Genomic DNA, 26081 nt, shown 5'->3' with positions numbered 1-26081 from the left:
CGCTGAATTTCGGCGAACCGTAATCACAGTTTTCAGGAGATATTATGGAAAAAGAAAAGAAAGTAAAAGATGTTGACTTCGCGGACAGCGCGGTTCCGTCTTCTGCCCGGAAAAATGTAGTAACCATGTTTATGATCATGCTTGGCTTCACCTTCTTCTCGGCAAGCATGTGGGTCGGCCAGCAGCTCGCTGACGGCCTCGATTTCTGGGGCTTTTTGGGATCACTGATCCTTGGTGGAATCATTCTTGGTATTTATACCGGTCTGCTCGGCTACGTCGGTGCAAAAACCGGTCTGTCACTTGATCTTTTGTCCCAGAGAGCCTTTGGCGAAAAAGGTTCCTATCTGCCGTCAGCCATGACCAGCTTTACGCAGATCGGATGGTTTGGTGTCGGTCTTGCCATGTTTGCAATTCCGGTTTCCAAGGAGCTGCTCGGCGGAAGCACTGCGGCACAGTGGGGACTTGTTCTTCTTGCCGGCGTCTGCATGACCGCCTCTGCCTATTTTGGTATTGAATCTCTGACCATCGTCAGCTATATCGCTGTACCAAGTGTTGCCATTCTCGGAACGATCGCCATGGTCATGGCCGTAATGAGAGGCGACGGAACGATCATCGATCAGTTTGCCAAATCCAGCGGATCTCTGACTATCATCGGCGGTGCCGGTCTTGTCATCGGCTCCTTCGTTTCCGGCGGAACCGCAACCCCGAACTTCGCACGTTTTGCAAAGGACGGAAAAGCGGGTGCCATCACCACGGTTGTGGCCTTCTTCATCGGAAACTCCCTGATGTTCTTCTTCGGTGCCGTTTCCTCGATCTTTGTCGGCGGAAACGATATCTTCGAGGTTATGGTCCGCCTGAACCTGTTCTACCTGGCTGTTCTCGTTCTCGGTCTTAATATCTGGACTACAAACGACAACGCTCTGTATACCGCAGGTCTTGGTCTTGCCAACATCTTCCATCAGAGGAAAAAACCGATGGTTCTCCTTTCCGGTATCATCGGAACGGTTGCCTCCGTATGGCTGTACTACAACTTCTGCGGCTGGCTCAACATTCTGAATTGTACCCTGCCGCCGGTCGGCATGATTCTGGTGCTCGCCTACTTCATGAACAAAAAGGACTTTGAAACCGATCAGCCGAAGCTTAAAACCGTAGACTGGTTTGCGGTTGCCGGTGTCATTCTCGGTGCCATTGTTGCGAACCTCTTATACTGGGGCATCGCTTCCATCAACGGCATGGTTGTTGCCGCTGTATGCTACTGTGTCGGTCAGGCCGTAAACAAAAGAAAATAAGCAAAATCGTCCTGAATATGTTCCTGTATCTTATCTCCGGAACATGTTCAGGGCTTTTTATTTTTTCGGATTCGCGTTATAATATATGCATAACTCTGCATAGTTACAATTTTCGAAGCGAAAGGAAACTACCCGGATGATCCATTCCACCGTATCTGCTCCCAAAGGAGAAAAAACAAAATACCGTCTTGCCGAATCCATGAAGGAGTGCATGAAAACAACACCCGTTGAAGAGATCACCGTGCGCCAGATCTGTGAAATCTGCGGTGTTACCCGCCAGACCTTCTACCGCAATTTTCTCGACAAATACGATCTAATCAACTGGTACTTTGATAAATTACTGACAAAATCCTTCGAACATATGGGGCGCGGAACGACCGTTTTTGACAGTCTGGAAAAGAAATTTACCTATATTCAGAAAGAAAAAGCTTTTTTCGCCGCTGCCTTCCGCTACGACAAGCAGAATTCTCTGCGTGAGCACGATTTTGACCTGATTCTCGCGTTCTACGAAAATCTGATTCACGAAAAAAGCGGCAGTCCGGTTTCACCGGAAATGCATTTTCTTCTCGAAATGTACTGTCAGGGTTCCATCACCATGACCGTAAAATGGGTGCTTACCGGCATGGATCTGACACCTTCCGAGTTTGCAGCTCTTCTCGTCCGGGCAATGCCGGAAGACTTAAAAAAACTGTTCCGGAATCTGCAGCTGCTCTCTTAGAGCGCGTGTCAAAGTGGGGCTTGCAGATTGCGGAAATGGTTTTTCAGACACTCTCTGGTTATTTTTCACAAATTTTGTTCTGTTGTTTTTGTCACAATGGCGATTTTTTTTAAAGTGTTACACTTCGCTTCTTCTGTCACTTTCTTTTTCCCTTCCGGATTTGTTAATATAATAACAAGTTCAGTAAAACCATTTATTCATTTTAGAAGGGAGTTTTTCAATCATGGCAAATCGTATTAATTTAAATGCAACCTCTTATCACGGAGCAGGCGCTATTGCCGAGATCGCAAATGAAGCAAAGGCACACGGCTTCAAGAAAGCTTTCGTATGCTCTGACCCGGATCTGATTAAATTCAACGTTACTTCCAAAGTAACCGATATTCTGACCGCAAACGGACTCGACTATGAGCTTTACAGCGATATCAAGCCAAACCCGACCATCGAAAACGTAAAACACGGCGTAGAAGCTTTCAAGGCATCCGGCGCTGACTATCTGATCGCCATCGGCGGCGGTTCTTCTATGGATACCTCCAAAGCAATCGGTATCATCATCGCAAACCCGGAGTTTGAGGATGTCAGAAGCCTTGAAGGCACTGCACCGACCAAAAATCCATGCGTACCGATCATCGCTGTTCCGACCACAGCCGGTACTGCTGCAGAGGTTACCATCAACTACGTTATCACAGACGTTGAAAGAAAACGTAAATTCGTATGCGTTGACCCGCACGATATGCCAATCATCGCAGTTGTTGACCCGGATATGATGTCCTCCATGCCAAAAGGACTGACCGCTTCTACCGGTATGGACGCTCTGACCCACGCAATCGAGGGTTACACCACAAAAGCTGCATGGGAAATGACTGACATGTTCCATCTCAAAGCCATCGAACTCATCTCCAAATCTCTGCGCGGTGCTGTCGCAAACACCAAAGAGGGACGCGAAGGAATGGCTCTTGGCCAGTACATCGCAGGTATGGGCTTCTCCAACGTAGGTCTTGGAATCGCTCACTCCATGGCACACACCCTTGGTGCTGTTTATGATACCCCACACGGTGTTGCATGTGCCATGATGCTTCCGATCGTTATGGAATACAACCAGGAGTGCACCGGTGAGAAATACCGCGAAATCGCACGTGCCATGGGCGTTACAGGTGTAGACGAAATGTCTCAGGAAGAGTACAGAAAAGCAGCGATTGATGCTGTTAAGAAGCTGTCCGCAGACGTTGGAATCCCATCTGTTCTCGAGGCAGTCAAAGAAGAAGATCTGCAGTTCCTTGCAGATTCCGCACACGCAGATGCCTGCGCACCGGGCAACCCGAAGGATGCAAGCGTAGAAGATCTGAAGGATCTGTTCCGCAAAATCATGGCGTAACGAACACAATTCGTTTCCCACATGCGAAGCGGATATTCGCAATCCGCTTCGCTACTTGCTCATAACTGAATAACTGTTCCGCAGTTTATCAGAAGGAGCTTGCACTCCTCCTGATACAAGCAAGTCCCCCCCCACTGCTTATTGCTTTTCGCAATGGAAGCAGGGGACTTACTTGATTCGGTTAAATCACCCCGGAAAACAGAAATTTTTATCCTGTTTTCCGGGGTGATTTCTCTTTTTATTCTACTGTATTTCCGTCTGCATCCACAGTCACAGTATTGACCGTTGCATTATCGAGAACCATATTGATCATGCGCTCCATCATGATATTGCGCACTACCGTATCTTCCCCGTAATAGTCATTGGCTGCCTTCAGGAAATCTTCCTGCGACATATTGGCATTGGCTGCCTCATCGTTTAAGATCTGCTGGTAATCCTGGTCATCTGTTGTCCAGCCTTCTGCCTCTTTTACGGCATCCAGAAGAAGGGCACTTTTTGCCATCGTTCCTGCATACGTTGCTTTCTCCTGATTGTAGGTCGCTCTGTCCGCATACTGCTCCAGATAGTCGTCCAGGGAAATGCCGTAATTCTGAAGATAAGCGGTATACCGTTTATCGTAATCTTCTTCGCCAAGGGTGATATAGGATTTCGGAATTTTGTGAAACGTACAGCCGTCTGCCACCTGCTGCATCGCGTCATTCTGCAGATTATTTTCCGCTGTCGTCTCATTTGCAGCCTCCAGCTCTGCGCGTTTTCCGGCACGGTATTCCTCCACAGTACTGTAATCTGTATTTTTTGCTACCCATGCATCATCGAGCTCCCATCCGTCAATGTTTTCTGCCGGGCGGGTAAACGCATTTACCGTAACGGTAAACACAACATCTTTTCCTGCCAGATCGGTACTCTGATAGCTGTCAGGGAATTTCAGGTTCAGATCCTTTGTCTCCCCTGTTTTCATTCCAATGACACCATCCTCAAATCCATCGATGAAGGTACCGGATCCGATCACCAGATTGTAGGAATCGCTGCTTCCGCCGTCAAACTCCTTGCCATCAACTTTGCCAACATAGGCAATATCGGCGGTGTCGCCTTTTTGTACGGTGGCATCCGGATCGTCCATGGTGACAGCTGTCTCTGCCATAATGGCCGTCTGTACGTCATCATCCGTTACCTGCTCTACTTTCTTTTCCAGTGTGAGCTTTTTGTAATCTCCAAGCGTTACACACTCTGCCGGATCAACTTCCTCATCGACAACCGGAATCCCGTCTACATCACTCGGGGAAGCGTATTCCTCAGAAGCTGTGCTGTCGGACGATGTGCTGCCTGCGCTCGACGCATCGGATGCTGAGGAAGCGCTTGTGCTGCTTGCGCTTGATACGGAACTGCTGCTTGTTGTATTGTTTTTTCCACATCCGCTCACACTGGCTGCTCCCAGTGTCATGAGCAGAAGCATGACTGCTGCTTTTCTTTTCATTCTTGAATTTTCCTCCATACTACGCCGTTCCCGGCGCGTTGTAAATCTCATTTTACCATACTTGTCTGGTAAAAAAAAGGCTGGGGCTCCGATTTTAGAAATTCTTATGATTTTCGACCGTAAAATCGCCTGGATTGCGCTAAAATGTGTTTGCGTTTTGCCGAAATCAATGTTAGAATGTTCATAGACTGGCATTGTATGTTCCGATGCCCACATTATTTTTTGCAGAGGAGGAATAGAGGGATGAAACCCTGGATTATCGTATTAATCGTATTAGCTGTCATCGCTGTCATCCTTGGTCTGCTGTATTACTTCGGTAAAAAAGCACAGACAAAACAGGCCGCACAGCAGGAACAAATGGAGGCCATGAAACAGACTGTCTCCATGTTGATCATAGATAAGAAAAAGCTTCGCATGAAAGATTCCGGACTTCCACAGATGGTCATCGACCAGACACCGAAAATGATGCGTCGTGCAAAACTGCCGATCGTCAAAGCAAAAGTCGGTCCGAGAATCATGACCCTGATCTGCGACGCTGCTATCTTCGATCAGATCCCGGTAAAAAAAGAAGTCAAGGCTACCGTAAGCGGTATCTATATCACCGGAGTTCGCGGCATCCGCGGTTCTTTAGAGCAGCCGGCAAAGAAAAACGGCTTCTGGCAGAAAATGCTCCGCAAGGCACGCGGCGAGGAAAAATAAAATTTCATCTGAAGCAAAAAGAAACACGCTTTGCGTGTTTCTTTTTGCTTTCGCGGCAGTCGCCAAGGTCTCGTGCAAGCCCGGACTTTGGCTCGTTGCTCGCGAAAATACCCGAGTTGAATGATTTTCATTCTTCCCGGGTATTTTTTTATAAATTCAGTTTTCCGCCTTCCCGCGGTCTTACCTCGATATCGATTACGCAGTCCCCCACGTAGCTGTCGTTGATGTCGAGCGCGTATTCTGCCTTCAGTAAAATCTGATCCGGCGTCTCTTTCATTCTGACCTTCGTCGCCGCAACTCCCATGTTGATCATGCCATATGGCGTGTGATAAAACGAAATGTTCTTTTTATCCTCCTCAAAAATCATATGGACATCAATGAGGCCGCGTTTGCGCACCTCGAGGGCGTTTTCCGTAAATTTGATCATGTTGTGCGTCATCATGTCAAAGCCTTCGGTTGCCTCGTCGTAGATCAGAAAGTGATGGCCGTTTTTCTTGTAGTACGAACCCGTCGTCATAACCTCCACCGGTTCTTGTTCGCCGGATTCCTCATCCATCAGATACTGCAGTCCGCGGATGCTGATGAGTACGTCTTTTTCCATCCTTTTCTGGTGTTCCTCTCTCTTTTCTGTATGTCGTTTTTAATAGTTTTCAATCTGTACCTGTTTCGTATCGCTGATCTGTTCCGGCAGAACGGAATGTGCGAAGGCATTGAACCGCTCCACGCCGTCGCTTGCAAAGAACTGGTATTTCTGACGGCCCAGCTCATCGTTTCCCGGATTCTCCAGATCCAGCTCCCGCAGCAGTCTGCACAGTGCCTGTGAGGTTTCGTATGCCGGGTTGACGAGTGTTACTTTTTCTCCGACTACTTTCCGCAGCAGAGAACGCAACAGCGGATAGTGGGTGCATCCCATAATCAGCGTGTCGATGTCTTTATCCAGAATCTCTGCCAGATAGCGGCGCGCCACTTCCTCGGTGATCGGATCTTTTGTCCAGCCCTCTTCCACGAGCGGCACGAACAGCGGACACGGTTTTCCGTAAACGGTGATCGCCGGATCTGCCTCGGTAATGAGCTGCTGGTAGAGGCCGCTCTGAATAGTGCTCTCGGTTGCGATGACGCCGACACGCTTGTTCTGCGTCGTCTCGACGGCCATCTGTGCACCCGGTTTTACCACGCCGATGATCGGGAGATCAATCTCTTTTTCGATCGTATCGAGTGCCAGCGCACTTGCGGTGTTGCAGGCGATGACGATTGCCTTGACCTGCTGGGTTTCCAGAAAGTGTACGATCTGGCGGGAATAACGGATGACGGTGTTCTTCGATTTGGAACCGTACGGCACACGCGCGGTATCTCCAAAATATACGATTCGTTCGTCGGGCAGGTTTCGCATAATCTCACGCACTACGGTCAGTCCGCCGACACCGGAATCAAAGACGCCGATCGGCGCCTGTCTGTCTGCTTTCATACTTTCCTCCATTTTTCATCCGGCATTACTTTTTTGTCATGCCGAATGGGGTTCATTTCTATATTATATATCTGAATTTTTACATTTCTTTTTTCATTTCACGACCCTGGTTAAAATAGGTCGCTGATACATTATTTTAACCCGAATGGAGGAATATTGCAATCATTTCTCTTGAAAGTCTTTCGAAAAATCCGCCTAACGCCAGAAAAACCGGAACGAAATCCAGTCACTTTTCAGGATTTCGCGGTAGGCGGCGTCACTCAACAGATTCTGCAGCGGAATCCGGCTTTTTTCGACTTTTTCTGCACTTTCGCCGTCCTCGTTTACGGGGCGCAGGGCATCCGAAAAGCAGATGGACGGGTACAGCATGCACCACCAGTTGTGCCCTTTGGCTCTGCCGATGTTGATCTGAAGAGCGTCGTACGTTCCGGCGGGGAGAATATAATTGCCCGTTTCTTTTTCCTCAAAACTGGCTTTTCCGTACGTTACGGTGATATCGTCAGTACTGCCTCCTGCGCGCAGCGTCTGAAGGGCGGCGGCACGGATGGAGGGCTCGTTTTCACGCAGGATTTTTTCGGTTTCTGCTTTTGTTTCGGCTCCGTGCAGGATCGTCTGCAGTTCTTCGGCAACGGCATCGCGTACCTGAAGCTTGATCTGCTGGTCGGAGGCGCAGTCGCTGTTGGCTCTTACGTGAAAGCGCACGATCTTTGCAGCGACTTCCTGCTGCAGACGGGACTCGCGGAGAAGATTGGCGGTTCCGGAAAGGATCAGCGCCGCAATGCAGACGGGGAGCCAGCGGCGGCAGAAAATTTGAAATGCCGCCTGGAATTGACTTCTATGCTGGTTCCCAAATGTATTTCGGGGCTGCGCCTGCCTGTCCCTGGATTTCTTCTGTGTCTGATTTTGATTCCGTTTCCGGCTCTGTACTTTTTTCTCATTCATATGCTGCCTCCTGTTTTTTCCAGTTTTGCCGGATTTCAAAACTTTTATACACAGACACTCACTACCCGCTCCGATATTCCATACACTTTAAACCTTTTACGGCGCTTTCGGAATCCACGGAATGCTCCTTTCGTTTTCCAACGCATAGCACAAGTCCGCCAGTGTCACCGCCTCTTTTCTTTTCACCCGGTTGTCATAAATTCCGCACAGGTACTCACCGACGGACTCCACCTGTTTTCCGTTCTGCTCCATGATATCTTCTGGTTTTTCTGCGTGAAACAGATAGGCACTGTGCCCAAGCGCACGGTCCTGTTCCAGGTACTTCAACAGTTCTTCCATCCGTCCCCGGTCACTGAGCAGTGCATCGGAAAATACAATCGCCTGGACGTGTCCGGTGTCGAGATCATATTCCTCTGTGCTGTCATATTGCTGCGCAATCTCCTCAAACGTCTCCGCTTCAAAGAACAGCGATGCGGGGTCCTCGTCGGTTCCCTCCTCCTGCTCATCCTTTCCCTGGCCGGTCACCACCGCAAGATTCGCAGGCGCATACCAGACGCGCCATTTACCGCCAGCCGTCTCCTTTTCTCCGCCGCTCTCACTGACCGCCGTCCCGGTTTCTTCCCCAGTTTCACTGTTTTCCGGCGCAGTCGCCTCTTCCGACACATAATCAAAGGCAACCGCCAGTGGATACAGCCGCTTTTCCGGCTCTACTGCCCCGCAGGATGACAGGAAAATCATACTGCCCAGCGCCAGACACACAAGCCGCAGTTTTTTCATATGCTTCTGGCAGAAGCCGAGCAGCACCGTGATGGCAAGGAAAAACGGAAAGTAACCGTATCGGACCGACCAGCCGCTTTCCGCGCATGACAGCAGCCATATAAAAAGCACTGTACCGATCTGTACATAGAGATTCTGCGGTTTCCACAGTCCCGTCTTCTCTCCGATCAGCGATACGTAAAACAGCAGACTTCCCAGTGTGAACAGCAGTCCCATCAAAAGAAATGCCATCCACAGAATATCAAACCGCTCCAGAAATCCACCCGGCAGGCTCGTTCCTGCCATTAACAGTAAGAGCGGGTCCTGCGCCGCAGCCGTGCCGCGCCGGCCGAAAACGCCGAGCAGCGCCATGCTTCCTGCAATTACAAGAAGCCCCGTTTTCCAGATACTCTGCGTCACCGGAAGAATGACACTCCTGTGCTCTTTCTGCACATGCCCCAGTAAAAACGGCAGCAGCGCAATCGGTGTTCCATTTTCCAGTGTTCTCCACACATTCCACCCAAAAAGTATTCCGTTATCCACAATTTCAACAGACTTTGCTGTCTTCCAGGCATCCTCAAACGAGGAAAAATGCATCTGCGGAACCGTCAGCAGAAGCAGAATCAAAATCCCGCCCACAATCCACGGATAGAGTGCTTCCGCCAGCCGTCCTCTTTTCTGTACTTCACTGCCGACACCAAACCCGGCCGCCGCGAGCAGAAACAGTCCGCAGAGCTCCTGCGGTACACCCGCTGTCAGATACACGGCGGCAAGCTCCGCCATTCTGCGAAGCAGTGTTCCGCCGAGGAAAAGCAGATAACACAGATGCATCACTGCCAGAAGGAGTTTCCCAGCCTTTCCCATCACGCTTTCCAGGCGGCAGTAAAGCCCGCCAAGGCGCACGAGATAAATGCACCACACCGCCAGCAGCCCATATCCAACGAAAATCCCTGCCATACCGGGCAGGCCGTCCGATGCGCCGTACGCCGCGAGCTGCCAGAACGCCGGGCAGAGCAGAACGAGCACGATCTGGCGTTCCATCTGGCGCTGTGAAATTCTGTCATTTTCCGAAAACATGCGTCACTCTCCCCTTTCCTGTTTTTCTTCCGGCTCCGCAGCTTTTCTGTTTTTCCGCAGCCGCACTCTCTGATCGCGCTTTGTAAAGACCGGCCGCTCCCGCATCTGATGCAGCGGCGGCCGCCATACGGAATCCTTCGGCGCATGGTAGCCCGCAAGTCCTTTCCCGACGAACGGCATCAGATAGGGAATGCCAAAACTCGTAAGCCCGGCGAGATGACCCGCGAGAAGAAATGTGCCGAGCACCATGCCGAAAATGCCGAGCCATCCGCCGAGCAAAATAAAGCCAAATTTCAGCAGCCGGAACGGTGCGCCGAACTCTTCGTTCGGAATCGCCAGCGAACAGAGCGCCGAAACCGCAACCACAACGACGGTCATCGGGCTCACCAGATTGGCGGAAACCGCCGCATCTCCGATGATCAGTCCGCCCACAATTCCGATCGTCCCGCCAAGCGGCCCCGGCATGCGCACACCGGCCTCGCGGATCAGTTCAAAAGCAAATTCCATCAGAAGAATTTCCAGAATGCCGGGGAACGGAACGCCTTTCCGCGCTTCGGCGAACGCCAGCAGGAGTTTGGTCGGAAGCACCTGCGTGTGAAAGCCCGTGACAGCCAGGTATCCGCCCGAAATCCATAGGGCGAGAAAGACCGCCGCATACCGCAGCAACCGCTCAAATGAGACGATCAGAAAATGATGATACCGGTCCTCACTGACCTTTAAAAAGCTGTCAAATGATGCCGGGAAGAGAATCCCGACCGGGGAATTATCACATAAAAGCAGGATTCTTCCGTCCAGAATCTCCATCGCCGCGCGGTCCGGCCGTTCGGTCGTCTCGAAGCGCGGGAACGGCGATTTCCACTGCGGTTCGCAGAGCTGCTCGACCATGCCGCTGTCAAAAACGCCGTCCACTTCCCAGCCGGCAATCTGCTGTTTTACCTCTTCCAGAAATTTCGGATAAATCAGCTCTTTCTCATACACCAGAGCCAGAACCGTATCAGAACGCGCACCAAAATGTATCTCCTCCACTTTCAGATCGGTGGTCCGCAGACGCTTGCGGACGAGTGCTGTGTTGGTTTTGACGGAATCGGAAAAGCCCTCGTTTGAGCCGCGCAGCACTTTCTCGGACTCGGCTTTCTGGACTCCCATATTTGGATATCCCTTCGAACCGATTTTGACGGCGCAGTCGTAACCGTCCACAAAGAGAACGGCGTTTCCCGCCAGCATCGAGGCAAAGGCATCCTCGAGGGTGTCAAATTCCAGCGTGTCCGAAATTCCGAGCTGATTTTCCGAGAGAACCCCCGGGATATCTGCCTCGGGAACCTCCATCAGACGGTTCAACAGCTTCCCGATCACGGAATCCTTCAACATAACGCAGCTCACCGCCACTTCTACGTAGATCAGCAGCGCACCGGTTCCGCCCGTTTTGCCGAGTTTCATCGGGCGGATCTGAATATCATCGCAATTTTCACACCATGTACGGATCACGCTTTCATTTTCCGCCAGGGTGAGTGAAATCTGCGTCTTCTCTTTTTCCATGCCTGCGTCCCTCCTTCTCCTCCTTTTGAAAGCTTCCGAAAAACCATCTGGAGAAATATACTCTGCAAAATTCCATAAAAAAACATTCTGTCACGATTTTTTTACTCTGTAACAGAATGTTCCTTTTTCGAAATTTTATACGCTTTTATTTTTCTTCTACACCCGTCATGCTCTGGTGATGTACGGTCTGCATAATACTCTCCTGCTGTCGCTCGATATGCTCGCGGATCATCTTCTGTGCGCCTGCAAGATCCCGATTTTTCATACGTTCATAGAGGGCATCGTGCTCCTCGACCAGGGAACGTCGGGATTTTACATCCTTTAAATATTCAATCCGGTAACGGTACATTTGCTCCCGCAGATTGTTCAGCAGCTGAATCAGGCGCTCGTTGTTCGTCGCCTGATAAATCACATCATGGAATGCCACATCTGCCTGTGCAAGCTTCTGCAGATCATCCGTCTCTGTTGTCTCCAGCATTTGTTCAAAGCTGCGCGATGCCTGATAAAGCTTCTGCAGTTCGCTCTCTGTAATCCGCTGACACGCCAGTTTTACCGCCAGCTCCTCCAGTCCAAGCCGCACCTCCAGCACATCGTTCAGGTCTTTTTCCGTGATCTGTGCTACCTGCGCACCCTTCCGCGGCACCATGATCACAAGGCCGTCCAGCTCCAGCATACGGATCGCCTCGCGGATCGGGGTACGCGAAACGCCGAGCTGATTTGCCAGCCGGATCTCCATCAGCCGTTCACCCGGCTTTAACTCCCCGCGCAGAATCGCCTGGCGCAGCGTGCGGAACACGACATCGCGGAGCGGAAGGTACTGATAATCCTCCATCTGCAGGTCTAACTCATTTTTTGCCATACTTTGTACCTCCCGGTTTTGATACTGTAGTCAGGAATGTCTGTTTCGACAGTCCGCTTATTTTTAACTGATCGCGGGCAAATTCTGCCTTGTCCGGATCGTCGAAAATGCCGAATACGGTCGGGCCGCTGCCGCTCATCATCGCATTGACCGCACCGTTTTTCATCATCTGTGCCTTGATCTCATCGATCACCGGATACGCCGGACACGTCACGGATTCCAGCACATTTCCCATGCGGTCCGTGATGCCGTACAGGTCATGATTTCGGATCGCCTCTACCATGCCGTCGATATCCGGATGCTCCGTCACCTCATCAAGATGCAGGTTTCCATAGACAAATTTCGTCGAAACATTGATGCCCGGTTTTCCGATCAGCACGTAGCACATCGGTACGCCGGGAAGGGATGTCAGCTTTTCGCCGATTCCTTCTGCCAGCGCCGTACCGCGCATCACACAGTACGGAACATCCGCTCCGATCTGCACACCCCGCTCCATCAGCTGGCGTTTTGTCAGACCAAGCTGAAACATGCGGTTAATTCCTACCAGTGCTGCTGCCGCATCCGAGCTTCCGCCCGCCATGCCGGCCGCTACCGGGATAAATTTTGTCAGGTTCATATCGACTCCCTGATGGATATCAAATTCATCCATCAGAAGCTTTGCCGCTTTGTATACGAGATTTCCGTCATTACACGGAAGGAACGGCAGATTGGTTGTCAGCCTTATGCCAGGTTCTTTTCTCTCCTTTATTTCCAGCTGATCGTACATCTGGATCGTCTGCATTACCATGCGGACTTCATGGTAACCATCCTCTCTTTTTCCGGTCACATCAAGACCAAGATTTATTTTTGCAAGCGCACGCAGTTTCATCGTAGGCACCACCTTCGGTAATGTTTTTTGTATACATAGATATTAATGGATTTTTCTTCTATTTTCAAGCGTTATCTTCTGTTTTTGTACATAATTTTATACAATTCAGTTCAACAGACTTAGAAACGCAGGCGTAAGCAGTGGCTGCGTGAAACGAACAAGAACAAAATAAGAGTTTACGAACCTGTCGAAACTTGCTATAATTTTCATCAGATATCAGGGCAAAAGATCAAAAAGCCGGTGCAAGCTCGCTTGCAAGAGGATTTTTGATCTCTTGACCCCAACATTTTTGCCAGATGCCAGAGCATGTCTGAAAAAAACTTTTCGTAAGCTGCGAATCTCAGATTGCGGAAATGATTTTTTCAGACATGCTCTAGCTTCTGCGAAGGAAAAGGAAGTAGCTTTTTATGAGTTCACAAAGATCTTATTCATTTTCCCGCCAGGTTCTGGTCAACGGAATCCGCGATGGCATTCCGATCGGGCTTGGCTATTTTGCGGTCTCGTTTTCGCTCGGCATTGCAGCGCGTAAGGCAGGTCTTAGTCCTTTTCAGGGCTTTCTCGCCAGTCTTTTCAACAATGCTTCCGCCGGAGAATACGCTGCCTTTACACTGATTGCCGCCAACGCAGGCTATCTGCAGGTCGCTATCATTACGCTCATCGCCAATGCGCGGTATCTTCTGATGAGCTGTGCGCTTGCCCAGCGCTTTTCGCCGGACACGCCGTTTTTCCACCGTTTTCTCATTGGTTACGATGTAACGGATGAACTGTTTGGCATCACAATCGCGCGCCCGGGCTGGCTGAATCCGTATTATACATACGGTGCCATTCTCGTCGCTGCTCCCGCGTGGTCGATCGGCACGGCTCTTGGCATTATTGCCGGAAATCTGCTGCCGCTGCGCGCTGTCAGTGCCTTAAGCGTGGCGCTGTACGGCATGTTCCTTGCAATCATCATTCCCCCGGCGCGAAAGAGCCGTGTGGTAGCGGGTCTTGTTGCCGTCAGCTTTTTCTTAAGCTTTATCTGCAGCTATCTCCCGGGCATCTCCACTCTCTCCGACGGAACCAGAACGATTCTGCTCACCGTTCTGATTTCCTGCGCCGGAGCTATCCTGTTCCCGGTAAAGACAGAGGAGGAAAATGCTGATGTACAATAATTATATCTATATCGCCGTCATGGCCCTGGTTTCCTACACCATCCGGATTCTGCCGCTGACGCTGATCCGGAAGCCGATTAAAAATCAGTTTATTCAGTCGTTTCTGTACTACGTTCCATACGTGACGCTGTCAGTCATGACCTTCCCGGCGATTGTCCATGCAACACAGAGCCCTGTTTCCGGCGCACTCGCGCTTGTCGTCGGCATCGCAGCCGCATGGTTCGGTGCAAACCTGTTTCAGGTTTCGGTGGCATGCTGTGCCGTGGTATTTGTGATTGAATTGTTTTTGTAATAGAAATGAGCCGCCCTGTGAGAACAATCCTTTTCCCCGGGGCGGCCCGTTTTGTATGTATTACTTTTCTGTTTCTGTTTTTCTGAAATGATAAACGCTGACCGAAGCCGCCGGCAGTGCAATCTGGAAGGAGTCTTTTTCCCGTGCAGGTGCTTTTCCTTCTTTGCAGCGGACTCGGTTCGGATGTTTCGCATCGTTGTAGTTCTGCGGATCTTGGGAGTACAGTGTTTTGGCCTCAACAAATTCCGGATACTGTTTGAATTTCAATTCGATTTTCTTTGATTCGCTGTAGCTTGTATTTACGAGGTTGACGTAGATATCATCATTTTTGATCGAAGCAAAGATGCAGACCTCAGGATCTTTGTTCTTTTCCTCAAAGCCAAGCGTATACGCACCCTGATGCACCTGATACATATCGAACACATCGTAGTTTGGTGTCAGAATACAATGCTCACCATCCGTCAGGAACAGGGAATTCAGGACATTGACAGACTGTGCCACACATGCCATGCGCACATCCCCTGTATTGCGGTGGAAGATGTCGAGCGTCAGTGCAGTTGTAACGGCATCGCGCATCGTACACTGCTGATACAGCGCCGGGCGTGCATTAAACGCACTGCTGTGCCAGTTTCCCCACTCACCGACAATCAGTTCACATTTTCTCGGTGCCGCCTGAAACGGACCCTCCGGTTTCGGAAGTGCCTCAAGACCAGCGTCTATCAGGCGGCGCTGCTCGTGAATGACATTTTCCAGCTCTTTGCATCCATTGATCACATCATACCACTGTTTTTCATCAAACTTTTTCTCTGTCTGAAGCTGTTTCAGATTCCAGTTGTAAAAATGGAGATCATAGCCGTAAAGCGATGGCATACGGTATTTTCCCATCTCCTTAAAAAAGTCTTTCGTCCACGCAGCACGTTCTTTCGGCTTATTTCCATCCGGGCCGCTGGCGATGCATTTCATGGAAAATGCCTGATCGCCGCCTCCAAACGACGGACAGGAGGAACTGAATTTCCGGTATTCGTTCGCATACATCTGCGGCGTCATTTTTCCACCGCCGTCCCATACTTCATTTCCGATACCCCAGTATTCAATCTCGAACGGTTTTTCATGGCCGTTTGTTTTTCGTTCCTGCGAAAGTGCCGTCGGCTCTTTGCGGTTACAGTACTCCATCCACTCTCGCATCTCGGATGGAGAGCCGGTCATCATATTGATATTAAACCATGGCTTCGCGCCGATCATCTCGCAGAATTCCATCATCTCGTGCGTACCGAACTGATTGGGATCCGTCTCGAAAGTACCGAAGTTTTCATTGTATGTAACCGGCCGCTGCTCCCGCGGACCTATGCCGTTCCGCCAGTGATATACATCCGCAAAACATCCGCCCGGCCAGCGGATCACCGGCGGGTGCAGCTTCTGAAATGCATCCACAAGGTCTTTTCGGATTCCATGATAATTCGGAATCTCCGAATCCTCTCCAACCCAGATTCCATCATAAATACAGGAGCCAAGAAACTCTATAAAGTGTCCCTGCAGTTCCGGGTAAATATATTTTTCTCCAGCTAATTTTCGAAACGTAATCTTCTGCATAAAAATCCTCCAAATGAAAGCGTGATGTGTATTTTTGCTACTTTTCAGTATAGGACACTTTAAAGGAAAATACAATTTATTCTGAAAAGATCTCCGTAAAACTAGGATTTTCTGGTTTTACGGAGATCACAAATTTTTATGCTCTTTTTTTGTCTGCTCCCCTCGGCGGATTTACCCGTCGAAATTTTAGCGCCCGTTCTGGAGTCGTTTCCGGACAATCTTCATCAAATACAATAGGTTTTTCTTTTGCTGCTTTTAGTTCCCTTAATTCTTCTTCTGAAAAAGCGAGTTCTTTTATCAGGCTTTCTGTCATTTCTTTAGTATTTACCATAATAAAGCCCCCTTTCAAAATTGGTTGCATATCTTGCGGAGATTAATCTTGTCACATCTATTTCTGCCCCATTTTCATTTTTCCGTATTCTTTCCGTATACACTACAAACAAAACATCATCACTTTTTATATTTCCAATCATAATCTCTGTATTACGCTCTATTTGCGCTGTCCCTGCAGATAAATCACCTATGATATCATATCAATCTTCAACATTACTATTTTCCTCATCATAATATTCTATTCGATCATAATCAAAAAATACACGGGCAGCACTTTTAAATGAAATTCCATGTTTTTCTATATTAATTTTATTCTTTTTCTCATCATATTCGAAAATCATTCCACCAAGTGAAAATGTTACAGTTTTGCTATTCTCCAATGATTACCTCCGATTTCAGTATTTTACTGTTTTTATCGTATCATCTTTTCTTTTCTGCGTCAATGCATGATGTTAATTCACAAATTGCAATTCTCTACTTGACATCTGATATTATCAGTGATATATCAATAGTATAATCAGAAAGAAATGCAAGATTTACCAGTTGATAACGCATAAAAAACTATACAGGAGAATTTTCATGGATCAGAAATTATATGACAGTTATGTAAAGATTTTAAAAAACGAGCTTGTTCCGGCGCTTGGCTGTACAGAGCCGATTGCCATTGCATATGCGGCAGCAAAAGCACGCGAAGTACTCGGACAGATGCCGGAATCGATCGAGCTTTGCTGCAGTGGAAACATCATCAAAAACGTAAAGGGTGTTAAAGTTCCAAATTCCAACGGTCTGAAGGGCATTGATGTTGCGGCAACGCTTGGCGTCGTCGGAGGCTGTGCCGAACGTGAACTTGAAGTACTTGAAGATGTGACCGAGGCAGATATTGAAAAGACAAAAGAACTGGTACAGCAGGGATTCTGTACCTGTACTTTAAAAGAAGGCGTAGAGAATCTCTACATTGTTGCAAAAGTCATTGCCGGAGAGCACAGCGCGGAGGTAACGATTGTAAACCGTCATACCCTGATTTCACGCATCGTAAAAGATGGTGAGATACTTTATCAGATTGCGGCTCATGAGGATTCCCCTGAATACGTTGATAAAAGTGTGCTGAACGTCAAGGATATTCTTGAATTTGCCGATACTGTGAAGATCGAAGACATCAAAGAAATTCTTGACCGTCAGATCACCATGAACTCTGCCATTTCCGATGAAGGTCTCCGTCATCCATACGGTGCACAGGTTGGCCGCACGCTGCTGAATGAATACGGCAATGACGTAAAAATCCGCGCCCGCGCCCGTGCAGCGGCAGGCTCCGATGCGCGTATGAGCGGCTGCTCTCTTCCGGTCGTCATCAATTCCGGCAGCGGAAACCAGGGCATGACCGTTTCCCTTCCTGTCATTGAGTTTGCAAAAGAATGGAACGTTTCCCAGGAAAAACTGTACCGCGCACTCGTTGTCAGCAACCTGATTGCGGTTCATCAGAAAAAATATATTGGAAGTCTTTCCGCTTACTGCGGCGCCGTCAGCGCAGGCTGTGGAGCCGGTGCCGCCATTACCTATCTTTCTGGCGGAACTTATGAAGATGTCAGTCTGACGATCGTCAACACCATTGGAAACGTCGGCGGTATTGTCTGCGACGGCGCAAAATCCTCCTGTGCGGCGAAAATTGCATCCGCTGTTGACGCTGCTATTCTCGCCCACTACATGGGCCAGCATCACAGAAGTTTCCAGCCGGGCGAAGGTATCGTGCGGGAAGATGTCGAGGATACGATCAAGAGTATGGGATACATCGGAAGAGTCGGCATGAAAGATACCGATACGGAAATCCTGAATATTATGATCGACCGTGTGGATATTGACGAAGTGTGTAAATAACGAAAGTATTACGATAGACAGCCATCTGGACAAACTTGCACAGATGGCTGTTTTTATATTGCTCTTTCTGTCCATACAAAAACCCGCTGCGACGCCCTCTGTCGAACAAAATTTCCGATAAATTGTGACACACATCTTGTGGAAAGCTTTTTTCAAACAGGCTCTGATTTTGATTAGCAGTCCCTGTCACATCCCATAATTCAATTTCAGTTTCGCAAAAAAGTCTCTCAACGTCAGCTCCGCATTCGGATCATGGTAAACGCGAATTTTGCGGTTCTTTCCGGTGAAGTGATAGCTCATGTCCTCATAGCTGATTTCCGGCGCTTCTACCATTTCATAGAGGTCGGTACGCTGTACCTCTGCCAGCAGCAACCCAACTGTCGGAGAATCGCCGAGACCCCAGATTTCGCCGTGCGGCCATTCCTGGAACTGATAGAAGGTGTTGTTAAAGTCTACCATCTGCTGATACAGATAATTTCCAATTTCTCCACATGGCTGAACATTAAGCTGCAGCTCGGCAAGAGAAACTGTTACTTTCTTGTATACGGTAGACGGAACCTGCCATACCTTCATGCCGGATTTCATCACAACGTTTGCAGCTGCGATATCCTGGCGGAGGTTGAACTCTTCTCCCCCTTCCGGATACGGTGCTCCGCCGATCCAGATGGCGGTCATGCGGTCTGCGATTTCCGGTTTCATCAGAAGTGCGGAGGCAACGTCGGTCAGTGCTCCCTGGCAGGCGATGAACAGCGGATGCGGATCATCTTTCATGGCTTCTTCGGCGATCAGCTTTGCGCCATCCGACACGGCCGGAGTCTGCTCGTCCTTCATCGGAAATTCCGATCCTTTGCAGACCGGGCATACGCCCTGCCGATCCATCAGATCCAGCACTTTATTGACCTCGTCCATGCTCGCCTGTGCCGTGTGGCCATCGCCATAATCGCGGGAGAACATGTTGAAGTGACACGGAACGATGCCTTTCAGAATAAACATCGGTGTCATCAGGTGATGTGCCAGTGCGAACTGGTCGTCCGCCTCATTTTTGCAGTCTGTGCTGACAATCATACGCACGCGTTTGTTGTCCGGCACGGAAAATGTGTAATTCATTTTTTTCATAGTAAATCCTTTCTGCTGTAAAAGCCAAAAACATACAAAGCAATCCGCCCGAAGACCGCACAGCTTTACGGTTTCCGGGCGGATTTGCCTTAGATCTAATTATACCTAATGTTGATCTTTCGTTAGTTTGCTTCTTTTGCTGCTGCAATCGTATCAAGGTTAGACTGCGGAGTTTCTGTAGCTCCTCCGTTTTCATCCAGCCATTTATCCAGCTGCTCCTGTTTTGCATCCATAACAGTCTGCAGTCCGGCTGCATACAGCGCATCATTCAGTTTCTGGAGTGTTTCTTCTACACCAGCAACTCCGACAGAGCCTGTCTCAAGTGCTGGACGATACGTATTCAGTGCATTCTGCAGAGCTGTGATCTGTGTAGAGTATTCAGAAGAATCCCACATAAATCCGTATGCCGGTGAATACTGTGCCCAGTCGTTATGGTGCTGCAGTTTATCCCAGTAATTTGCATCCTTGGAACCATCATTCCATACGTATGTGTTAAACTGATTGCCCATAAACCATCCTGTATTCTGATGATATTTAAAGTTAGAAGCATCTTCACCATCTACATAATAAGCAGTACCATCATCCAGAACTTTATAGTTTACATCCTGAATACCATTCTGCCACAGATTCATAACCTCCGGATCTGTATACAGCGCGGAGATAAACTTAAAGGCCATTTCCGGATCCGCACTGTTGGTTGCGATGCCAGTATCATAAAAACTTACGTTTGTAGTTGAATATCCACCTTCTACATCCTGTCCAAAATACATTGCATAGCAGTCTGTTCCTGTAGATGCCTTTGCCTCAACAAGATAGCCCGGCTTAATTGCTGACATATAAGAGAACGTATTTCCAGCCTTCATCATAACTGCAGCTCCCTGTGTATCCGTCAACGCATCCGGATAAATGTATCCTGCATCAAACCATTCCGCCAGCTGGGTTACTGCTTCTTTGTAAGTATCGGTTTCAAACTCGTTCACTACGGTTGTGGAGTCATGATCAGCCTCCCAATCCAGAACACCGAACTGATCCGCTAACTCGTCGAAAAATGCAAGACGTCTCATCGGGCTTGCACTTCCCTGCAGATACAGAGGTGTCATTTCCGGATGTGCTTCTTTTACTTTCTTGAAAATTTCAGTTGCAACAGACCAGTCATACACTTTTCCGGTGTATTCATCCTGATTCAGCTCCAGTCCGTATTCCTCTGCGATACCAAGTTCATCACAGATATCTGCTCTCATAGTCAGACCACCAAGTTCAACCGATTCCTTCTGTGCCGGAAAACCGAACAGAATACCATTCATGGAACCTACCGTTGCATTTGCTTCACCAAGCACATCTTTAATAGCCTGTCCCTCCGGAGTATCCATATACTGGTTCATATCGACAATACCATTCATTGCAATCCAACTGGAAGCATTGCTGTAATAAATTGGCATAACATCCAGCTCATCACCACCGGAAATCATCAGCTGAATCGTCTGCTGATATTCTGCATACTGCAGTGGAAGAAATTCCACTTCAATATGGTATTTCGGAATCATATATTCATTCAATGCATCCTGTACTGCAGTACGTGCTGCGTCATCCTGCTCGTAGAACTCGACGAAGGCAAATACGAGATGATAAGGATTTTCTTCCGTATACTCACCAAGCTCTGTTTTTGTTACGGAAGCATCTGCCTCGCCAGATGCCGATGCTGTTGATGTTGTTCCAGAAGAGCTCTTGGATGAGCCGGAAGTGTCTCCACTGTTTCCGCAGCCGACAAGCAGGCCGCCCACCATTGTCGCTGCCAGAAAAGCAGCAAGCATTTTTCTTTTCATATAAAAATTCCTCCTTAAAATAAGTTTATCACGAAGCAGCCCTTTTCGCTGCTAATGATTCATTCCATCTGTATCAGCCTTTGACTGCACCAAGAGCGATACCTTTTGCATAATATTTCTGGAAAGATGGGAAAATCAGCATAATTGGCAGAATTGCTACAAATGCGATTGCCATCTGGATTCCCGTTGCCGGAATGGTCGATGCAGCTGCTGTCACATTCGAGTTGGAGCTCTGTGTCAGGAACTGAATATTCTGTACCATCTGGTTCAGAAGGTTCTGTACGTTGTACAGACCTGTATTCTTAACGATATAGTACAGACCATTGGTCCAGTCATTCCAGTAAGCAAGGCCTGCAAAGGTGCCCATTGTTACCAAGATCGGTTTTCCAAGCGGAAGTACGATTTTCCAGAAGATGGTAAACTGGCTTGCACCGTCAATCTCTGCCGCCTCGTATAATCCATCCGGAATGCTTGTGGTAAAATAAGTTCGAATCATCATAACATTCCATGCAGAAAGCAGGAAGTTTGGAAGCAGCTGTGCAAAAATCGTATCTTTGATATGGAAGGTACCTGTCCACATAATGTAAGATGGAACGATACCGCCGTTGAACAGCATGGTAAAGAACACGAAGAACATCATCACATTTCTGCCCGGAAGATTTTTTACTGACAAAGGATAGGCCATCAGAGCAGACAGAAGGACATTCAACAGAGTTCCGACTACCGTGACACCAATACTTACTCCATAGGCCTTCAAAATCTGACCTCCGGATTTGATGATGTAGGAATAGGACGCGAGGGAGAACTTCTTCGGAAAGAAGGAGTATCCATTCGCTACCAGTGTGTTTTCATCTGTAATAGAAGACATAAATAACAGAATAAACGGTAAGATAATGGCAAGCGTCCAGATAATCATGACAGCGTTTGCTAAAATCTGATATTTGGAAAATGGTTTTTCTTTCATACGTGATCTCCTTAGAACATTGCGTTTTCTTTGCTGACTTTACGTACGATTCCGTTTGCGGTAAGGACAATGATAAATCCGATGATGGACTGATAGAAGCCGGCTGCTGCAGACATTCCGACATTTCCGGATTTCATCAGGCCGCGGTATACGTAGGTATCAATAACATTGGTTGCCGAGTACAGAAGTCCTGAATCACGTGGTACCTGATAGAACAGACCGAAATCGGAATAGAAGATACGGCCGACACTCATCAATGTCAGGGTGATTACGGTTGGTTTCAGGAATGGAAGCGTAATGTTTTTGATCTGCTGCCATTTGGTTGCGCCATCCAGAGAAGCTGCCTCATACAGAGACGGATCAATGCCATTGATGGTAGATATGTAGATCAGACATCCATATCCTACACCCTTCCAGGTATTTACAAAAATCAGAATGAACGGCCAGTATTTCGGTTCTGCATACCAGTTCACAGCATCTTTTCCAAGTGCACTTAAAATCGAATTGTTTACAATACCTGTACTCTGACTTAAAAATGCATATACAATGTAGCCAAGAATAACAGCCGACATCAGATATGGAAACAAGATTGCACTCTGATAAATTTTCTTTAATTTTTTATTAAACGTATCGCAGATAAAGATTGCAAAAATAATTCCGACTACCGTGTTCAGAACAATAAACGCCAGATTGTAAAGTAACGTATTTCTTGTAATAGTCCATGCATCCGATGATGCAAACAGAAATTCAAAGTTCGCCAGTCCGCAGAACGGGCTCTTCCAGATTCCCAAACGGGCATTGTACTTCTTAAATGCTACGATAATGCCTGCCATCGGAATATAATTGTTAATGAGCAGATAGATCGCGCCTGGAAGGAACATCAGATACAGCGGAAGGTATCGTTTGAATTTTGCTGCTTTGCTGTGGCTGCTCCCGGATGATGCATGGGATTTTTTTAAAGATGCCATGTTTTTCCTCCTCGTTTCCTCTTTGTTTTCTCGTTTTTTTGTCGTTGCAAGTATGTTCGAACAAAATTGCTTTGACTATCAACTGTTGTTATTATATAATTTTAATAAACTTTTTAGCAATTCACATTGCTTAGGTTTTATTGCACTTTTCTTAGAATCTATGTGCAAATTATATATAATTACGGAGGCATCCTTCTTGAATTCATCAAAACATCGTACTTTTTCACTAAACTTCAATTTTTTTGACCACACTATGCACAAACACAAAATATATTCCCTAAAGAAAAAAGCATTTTGGTATTGGATGCGTATTTTAATAATGTTCAGTATTTTATTGCTGTTTTTAATTTTTTATATTTCCAAACAGCTTCAGCATGAAACCTACCAGGGAATTCATCAGACAATGGATCTTTATGTCCAGCAGTTAAATAAGAGTATGGAAACTGCTGAAAACTGTCTCTGGGAATTCGCTAATAACAATACTGATGTTGTCGATACGATCACTTCCAAAAACAACCCAAACGCAGTGATTTCCCAGATTAAAGCCTCCAGGCTTTTGGATAATACTTTAAGTTACATGACAGACATTGACGGTATGTTTGTTTATGGAAAAGCAAACGACCATTTTGTCTGCCGCTATAAAAATGGGGGCTCCAATGACTGTAGTTCCTACATGAAAAAGCTTTTACGTCAGTCGGGAGAGGACGCCTCCGCTCTCAACTTCAAGAGTTGGTATTATATAGAGCTGGAACGCCATACCTATCTGATCCGAATTATCAATGATCTCCATGGCTATCTTGGTGCCTGGATCCGTCTGGATGAACTGAATACTCCATTTGATGATTCAAATACCATTTTTCTGTTTGCTGATGAAAATGGTATTCCATACGACAACGAAAGCTGGTCCGATTTTAAACTGTCTACCGACTTTTCTACCCAGAAATCTCATCGGATCCGCGGAAAGGACGGTATACAATATTTACAGGTCGCTGAAAAGCTTCCTTCTTCTACCTGCTCCTTAAATGCACTCATCCCCTCCGAAGAAGTCAACACTCCTATTTACAATATGCTCAAGCTTCTGCTCGGGGGTGCTCTGCTGATTTTCGTGGTTTCTCTTTTATGGACCGTTTCCTATGAACACCTGATTTCAAAGCCTCTTGATCTGATCCGGAAAATGGCATCACAGGTCAAAGAGGAACAACAGGTGCCGCACCCGGATCTTTCCAATGAGCGGTGTGAGGAGGTTCTGGAAATCGGTGAAACACTGAATAAGCTGATGAATCGAATTGAGAAGTTAAAAATCAATGTTTATGAGGATAAATTAAATCTGAAGGCACTGGAGATTCAGTATCTGAAATCCCAGGTAGCGCCGCACTCTCTGATCAACTGTCTCTCCGCAATCGCATCAATGCCATTCACGGAAGAAGGAAGGCGGCTCACAAATGAATTCGTCCGCACACTTTCGAATCATTTGCGGTACACCCTGCAGGATAAGACAGCCGTTCCTTTGAAAGAAGAACTGAAATACGTAGAAAATTTTCTGGAGATGACAGAACTGCGGTTTCCAGGCTGTCTGAACTGGGAAATCCATGTGGATGAGAAATGCAGGAATGCTTCTGTTTTTCCGATCATTCTGCTGATGTTTACAGAAAATACCATCAAGCACAACATGATCATGGGCGAAGAGCTCCGTGTCCGTATCACCGGCAGCCTTGTGGAGCGCAATGGTGAAAAATATGTGGTTCTCACTCATCTCGACTCCGGCAGTGGTTATTTTGAAGAGGATCTGGAATACCTGAACCGGCCAGTTTCCCAGCAGGTTCATGACTTTGATGGAAAAAAAATCGGAACCTACAATCTGCTCAAACGGCTTTATCTTGTTTATGGAGAAAAAGCCCATGCGCATTTTTCCAACGAACCCGGATGGGGTGCAAGATCAGAGGTTACGATTCCATACATTCCATACCGGGAGGATGGCAATCCGCCGGAAAGCAAAATTGAAACATCGGAACCTCTTTTTTCACATGCTTCCGACACACCTCAGGTCCCCTGCAAAAGAAACGAGAGCTAAAGCTTGTTTGAAAAAGGCTTTCGGCTTGCTTTTTGTAACGATTCAAATCCATGCGAAACGGAAGAAAGGAACAGGGCTTTTACAATGAACATTTTAGTAGTGGATGATGAATATTATATTGTGAAAAACATTATCGAAACGACAGACTGGTCGGCGCTCGGGATTGAGCAGGCGTTTCCTGCCTACAGTGCCAGCCAGGCAAAACGAATTTTTGAGGGTTCCCAGGATATTGATATTCTTTTGACTGACATCGAAATGCCGCGCGAAACCGGTCTGCAGTTAGTGGAATGGCTGCATGAGAACAATTTTCATCCCATCGTACTCGTTCTGACCGGCCATCAGCGATTTGATTATGCGCAGGAAGCGCTGAATTTACATATTTTCTCCTACCTGTTAAAACCAATCGACCCGGATCAGCTTATGGAAAAGCTGGCGGCGGCTGTGCAGGAGGTGAAAAAAAATGCATGGTATGAGAAAGAGCGGCTGAATATGGAAGAGCACCTCTCCACCGATGCCTCGGACCCGATCAGCGTCATCAAGGACTATATCCGTTCGCATCTTTCCGATCCTGAACTGGGCCGCACCTCCATCGCCGAGAAAATCCACATGAACCCGGACTACCTGTCCCACATTTTCAGTACGAAAACAGGAGCGTCGCTCAGTAGCTACATCATGGACGAACGTATGACAACCGCAAAACGTCTGCTTGCCACCACCAGCTTCTCCCCCCAGCAAATCTGTGACCAGATCGGAATCGCAAACGTTTCCTACTTTTACCGGCAGTTCAAGAAAAGCAGTGGAGTGACACCGCAGCAGTATCGGGAGAAGCATTTTCATGGATAATCA

At 47.8% G+C, this 26081-nt stretch carries 25 protein-coding genes; 10 read left to right on the top strand and 15 right to left on the bottom strand.

The features are described from left to right. Positions 1–44 precede the first annotated feature (44 nt). The 3 genes from codB (at position 45) to fucO (ending at position 3379) form a co-directional block, all read left to right on the top strand. Complete coding sequence (gene codB, locus DXB83_RS03920; protein ID WP_117804458.1) at positions 45–1289, top strand: cytosine permease; 1245 nt, start codon at positions 45–47, stop codon at positions 1287–1289. 136 nt (positions 1290–1425) lie between these two features. After that, a complete protein-coding gene (locus DXB83_RS03915) occupies positions 1426–2007 on the top strand; it encodes a TetR/AcrR family transcriptional regulator C-terminal domain-containing protein (protein ID WP_022462686.1) in 582 nt (193 codons plus the stop codon). A 223-nt stretch (positions 2008–2230) separates the two neighbouring features. Beyond that, positions 2231–3379 carry a lactaldehyde reductase gene (gene fucO, locus DXB83_RS03910; protein ID WP_055226239.1) on the top strand — a complete coding sequence of 383 codons (1149 nt, stop codon included), beginning with the start codon at positions 2231–2233 and terminating at the stop codon, positions 3377–3379. A 238-nt stretch (positions 3380–3617) separates the two neighbouring features. Here fucO and tig read toward each other — a convergent pair whose 3' ends face one another. Beyond that, positions 3618–4853, bottom strand: a complete 1236-nt coding sequence (gene tig / locus DXB83_RS03905) for a trigger factor (RefSeq protein WP_158565835.1) — start codon at positions 4851–4853, stop codon at positions 3618–3620. A 243-nt stretch (positions 4854–5096) separates the two neighbouring features. Between tig and DXB83_RS03900 the strand changes: the two genes are divergently transcribed. Then, a complete protein-coding gene (locus DXB83_RS03900; RefSeq protein ID WP_117510035.1) occupies positions 5097–5552 on the top strand; it encodes a hypothetical protein in 456 nt (151 codons plus the stop codon). Between the two features lie 148 nt (positions 5553–5700). Here the strand turns inward: DXB83_RS03900 and DXB83_RS03895 are convergent, their stop codons facing one another. The 7 genes from DXB83_RS03895 to ispE form a co-directional block, all read right to left on the bottom strand. Beyond that, the gene (locus DXB83_RS03895; RefSeq protein ID WP_022462143.1) at positions 5701–6153 is read right to left on the bottom strand and encodes a DUF1934 domain-containing protein; all 453 of its coding nucleotides are present in this window, start codon (positions 6151–6153) and stop codon (positions 5701–5703) included. A 39-nt stretch (positions 6154–6192) separates the two neighbouring features. Further along, positions 6193–7017: a glutamate racemase gene (murI, locus tag DXB83_RS03890; protein ID WP_022462144.1), complete on the bottom strand. Its 825-nt coding sequence runs from the start codon at positions 7015–7017 to the stop codon at positions 6193–6195. Between the two features lie 195 nt (positions 7018–7212). Continuing rightward, a complete protein-coding gene (spoIIR, locus tag DXB83_RS03885; protein WP_118697274.1) occupies positions 7213–7959 on the bottom strand; it encodes a stage II sporulation protein R in 747 nt (248 codons plus the stop codon). 96 nt (positions 7960–8055) lie between these two features. Beyond that, positions 8056–9792, bottom strand: coding sequence for a GerAB/ArcD/ProY family transporter (locus DXB83_RS03880; RefSeq protein WP_118697273.1), 1737 nt, complete (start codon positions 9790–9792; stop codon positions 8056–8058). Positions 9793–9795: 3 nt separating this feature from the next. Next, on the bottom strand, positions 9796–11328 hold the full coding sequence (locus DXB83_RS03875; protein WP_118697272.1) for a spore germination protein: 1533 nt from the start codon (positions 11326–11328) through the stop codon (positions 9796–9798). Positions 11329–11473: 145 nt separating this feature from the next. Continuing rightward, positions 11474–12187 (bottom strand): GntR family transcriptional regulator, encoded by a 714-nt coding sequence (locus DXB83_RS03870; protein WP_055221789.1) that lies wholly within the window; start codon positions 12185–12187, stop codon positions 11474–11476. Then, positions 12174–13055, bottom strand: coding sequence for a 4-(cytidine 5'-diphospho)-2-C-methyl-D-erythritol kinase (gene ispE / locus DXB83_RS03865; RefSeq protein ID WP_117801837.1), 882 nt, complete (start codon positions 13053–13055; stop codon positions 12174–12176). Before ispE ends, DXB83_RS03870 begins: the two co-directional genes overlap by 14 nt. A 407-nt stretch (positions 13056–13462) precedes the next feature. On the opposite strand from ispE, the gene DXB83_RS03860 reads away from it, so the two are divergent. Together DXB83_RS03860 and DXB83_RS03855 are read left to right on the top strand one after the other, a co-directional pair. Further along, complete coding sequence (locus tag DXB83_RS03860) at positions 13463–14206, top strand: AzlC family ABC transporter permease (protein ID WP_022462149.1); 744 nt, start codon at positions 13463–13465, stop codon at positions 14204–14206. Then, positions 14196–14498: an AzlD domain-containing protein gene (locus DXB83_RS03855; protein ID WP_022462150.1), complete on the top strand. Its 303-nt coding sequence runs from the start codon at positions 14196–14198 to the stop codon at positions 14496–14498. Before DXB83_RS03860 ends, DXB83_RS03855 begins: the two co-directional genes overlap by 11 nt. 60 nt (positions 14499–14558) lie before the next feature. Here the strand turns inward: DXB83_RS03855 and DXB83_RS03850 are convergent, their stop codons facing one another. The 3 genes from DXB83_RS03850 to DXB83_RS16800 form a co-directional block, all read right to left on the bottom strand. Further along, entirely contained in the window at positions 14559–16088 is a 1530-nt protein-coding gene (locus DXB83_RS03850; protein ID WP_117510029.1) for an alpha-N-arabinofuranosidase, read from the bottom strand. A gap of 136 nt (positions 16089–16224) precedes the next feature. Further along, a complete protein-coding gene (locus DXB83_RS03845; protein ID WP_118697271.1) occupies positions 16225–16419 on the bottom strand; it encodes a hypothetical protein in 195 nt (64 codons plus the stop codon). A gap of 202 nt (positions 16420–16621) precedes the next feature. After that, a complete protein-coding gene (locus tag DXB83_RS16800) occupies positions 16622–16801 on the bottom strand; it encodes a BrnT family toxin (protein ID WP_243108839.1) in 180 nt (59 codons plus the stop codon). A 199-nt stretch (positions 16802–17000) separates the two neighbouring features. Between DXB83_RS16800 and DXB83_RS03835 the strand changes: the two genes are divergently transcribed. After that, positions 17001–18293, top strand: a complete 1293-nt coding sequence (locus tag DXB83_RS03835) for an L-cysteine desulfidase family protein (RefSeq protein WP_055226223.1) — start codon at positions 17001–17003, stop codon at positions 18291–18293. A 57-nt stretch (positions 18294–18350) separates the two neighbouring features. Next, the gene (locus tag DXB83_RS17340; RefSeq protein ID WP_368250375.1) at positions 18351–18470 is read left to right on the top strand and encodes a DUF6783 domain-containing protein; all 120 of its coding nucleotides are present in this window, start codon (positions 18351–18353) and stop codon (positions 18468–18470) included. Between the two features lie 9 nt (positions 18471–18479). On the opposite strand, the gene DXB83_RS03830 is transcribed toward DXB83_RS17340, so the two are convergent. The 4 genes from DXB83_RS03830 to DXB83_RS03815 all read right to left on the bottom strand — a co-directional run bounded on the left by DXB83_RS03830 (position 18480) and on the right by DXB83_RS03815 (position 23164). Beyond that, positions 18480–19409: a nucleoside hydrolase gene (locus DXB83_RS03830; RefSeq protein WP_070103170.1), complete on the bottom strand. Its 930-nt coding sequence runs from the start codon at positions 19407–19409 to the stop codon at positions 18480–18482. A gap of 122 nt (positions 19410–19531) precedes the next feature. Then, positions 19532–21232, bottom strand: coding sequence for an ABC transporter substrate-binding protein (locus tag DXB83_RS03825; RefSeq protein ID WP_117804462.1), 1701 nt, complete (start codon positions 21230–21232; stop codon positions 19532–19534). 73 nt (positions 21233–21305) lie between these two features. After that, complete coding sequence (locus DXB83_RS03820; RefSeq protein WP_055226220.1) at positions 21306–22196, bottom strand: carbohydrate ABC transporter permease; 891 nt, start codon at positions 22194–22196, stop codon at positions 21306–21308. An 11-nt stretch (positions 22197–22207) separates the two neighbouring features. Further along, positions 22208–23164, bottom strand: coding sequence for an ABC transporter permease (locus tag DXB83_RS03815; RefSeq protein ID WP_055226218.1), 957 nt, complete (start codon positions 23162–23164; stop codon positions 22208–22210). A gap of 403 nt (positions 23165–23567) precedes the next feature. Between DXB83_RS03815 and DXB83_RS03810 the strand changes: the two genes are divergently transcribed. Next, positions 23568–25235, top strand: a complete 1668-nt coding sequence (locus tag DXB83_RS03810; protein WP_158565836.1) for a sensor histidine kinase — start codon at positions 23568–23570, stop codon at positions 25233–25235. Between the two features lie 84 nt (positions 25236–25319). Continuing rightward, positions 25320–26078, top strand: a complete 759-nt coding sequence (locus DXB83_RS03805; protein ID WP_055226214.1) for a response regulator transcription factor — start codon at positions 25320–25322, stop codon at positions 26076–26078. Positions 26079–26081: the final 3 nt, after the last annotated feature.

This window comes from Blautia sp. OM06-15AC, from assembly GCF_003481425.1.
GTDB lineage: Bacteria > Bacillota > Clostridia > Lachnospirales > Lachnospiraceae > Fusicatenibacter > Fusicatenibacter saccharivorans.
This window is presented reverse-complemented; position numbering and strand designations above follow the sequence as displayed.

Coding starts and splice junctions, on each gene's coding strand:
- DXB83_RS03860 (WP_022462149.1), top strand. CDS start 13,463: ATGAGTTCACAAAGATCTTATTCATTTTCCCGCCAGGTTCTGGTCAAC.
- DXB83_RS03875 (WP_118697272.1), bottom strand. CDS start 11,328: ATGGAAAAAGAGAAGACGCAGATTTCACTCACCCTGGCGGAAAATGAA.
- murI (WP_022462144.1), bottom strand. CDS start 7,017: ATGAAAGCAGACAGACAGGCGCCGATCGGCGTCTTTGATTCCGGTGTC.
- DXB83_RS03915 (WP_022462686.1), top strand. CDS start 1,426: ATGATCCATTCCACCGTATCTGCTCCCAAAGGAGAAAAAACAAAATAC.
- DXB83_RS03820 (WP_055226220.1), bottom strand. CDS start 22,196: ATGAAAGAAAAACCATTTTCCAAATATCAGATTTTAGCAAACGCTGTC.
- fucO (WP_055226239.1), top strand. CDS start 2,231: ATGGCAAATCGTATTAATTTAAATGCAACCTCTTATCACGGAGCAGGC.
- codB (WP_117804458.1), top strand. CDS start 45: ATGGAAAAAGAAAAGAAAGTAAAAGATGTTGACTTCGCGGACAGCGCG.
- ispE (WP_117801837.1), bottom strand. CDS start 13,055: ATGAAACTGCGTGCGCTTGCAAAAATAAATCTTGGTCTTGATGTGACC.
- spoIIR (WP_118697274.1), bottom strand. CDS start 7,959: ATGAATGAGAAAAAAGTACAGAGCCGGAAACGGAATCAAAATCAGACA.
- DXB83_RS03880 (WP_118697273.1), bottom strand. CDS start 9,792: ATGTTTTCGGAAAATGACAGAATTTCACAGCGCCAGATGGAACGCCAG.
- DXB83_RS03815 (WP_055226218.1), bottom strand. CDS start 23,164: ATGGCATCTTTAAAAAAATCCCATGCATCATCCGGGAGCAGCCACAGC.
- DXB83_RS03825 (WP_117804462.1), bottom strand. CDS start 21,232: ATGAAAAGAAAAATGCTTGCTGCTTTTCTGGCAGCGACAATGGTGGGC.
- DXB83_RS03810 (WP_158565836.1), top strand. CDS start 23,568: ATGGATCTTTATGTCCAGCAGTTAAATAAGAGTATGGAAACTGCTGAA.
- DXB83_RS03845 (WP_118697271.1), bottom strand. CDS start 16,419: ATGGTAAATACTAAAGAAATGACAGAAAGCCTGATAAAAGAACTCGCT.
- DXB83_RS03870 (WP_055221789.1), bottom strand. CDS start 12,187: ATGGCAAAAAATGAGTTAGACCTGCAGATGGAGGATTATCAGTACCTT.
- DXB83_RS03900 (WP_117510035.1), top strand. CDS start 5,097: ATGAAACCCTGGATTATCGTATTAATCGTATTAGCTGTCATCGCTGTC.
- DXB83_RS03850 (WP_117510029.1), bottom strand. CDS start 16,088: ATGCAGAAGATTACGTTTCGAAAATTAGCTGGAGAAAAATATATTTAC.
- DXB83_RS03830 (WP_070103170.1), bottom strand. CDS start 19,409: ATGAAAAAAATGAATTACACATTTTCCGTGCCGGACAACAAACGCGTG.
- DXB83_RS03805 (WP_055226214.1), top strand. CDS start 25,320: ATGAACATTTTAGTAGTGGATGATGAATATTATATTGTGAAAAACATT.
- DXB83_RS03895 (WP_022462143.1), bottom strand. CDS start 6,153: ATGGAAAAAGACGTACTCATCAGCATCCGCGGACTGCAGTATCTGATG.
- tig (WP_158565835.1), bottom strand. CDS start 4,853: ATGAAAAGAAAAGCAGCAGTCATGCTTCTGCTCATGACACTGGGAGCA.
- DXB83_RS03855 (WP_022462150.1), top strand. CDS start 14,196: ATGTACAATAATTATATCTATATCGCCGTCATGGCCCTGGTTTCCTAC.
- DXB83_RS03835 (WP_055226223.1), top strand. CDS start 17,001: ATGGATCAGAAATTATATGACAGTTATGTAAAGATTTTAAAAAACGAG.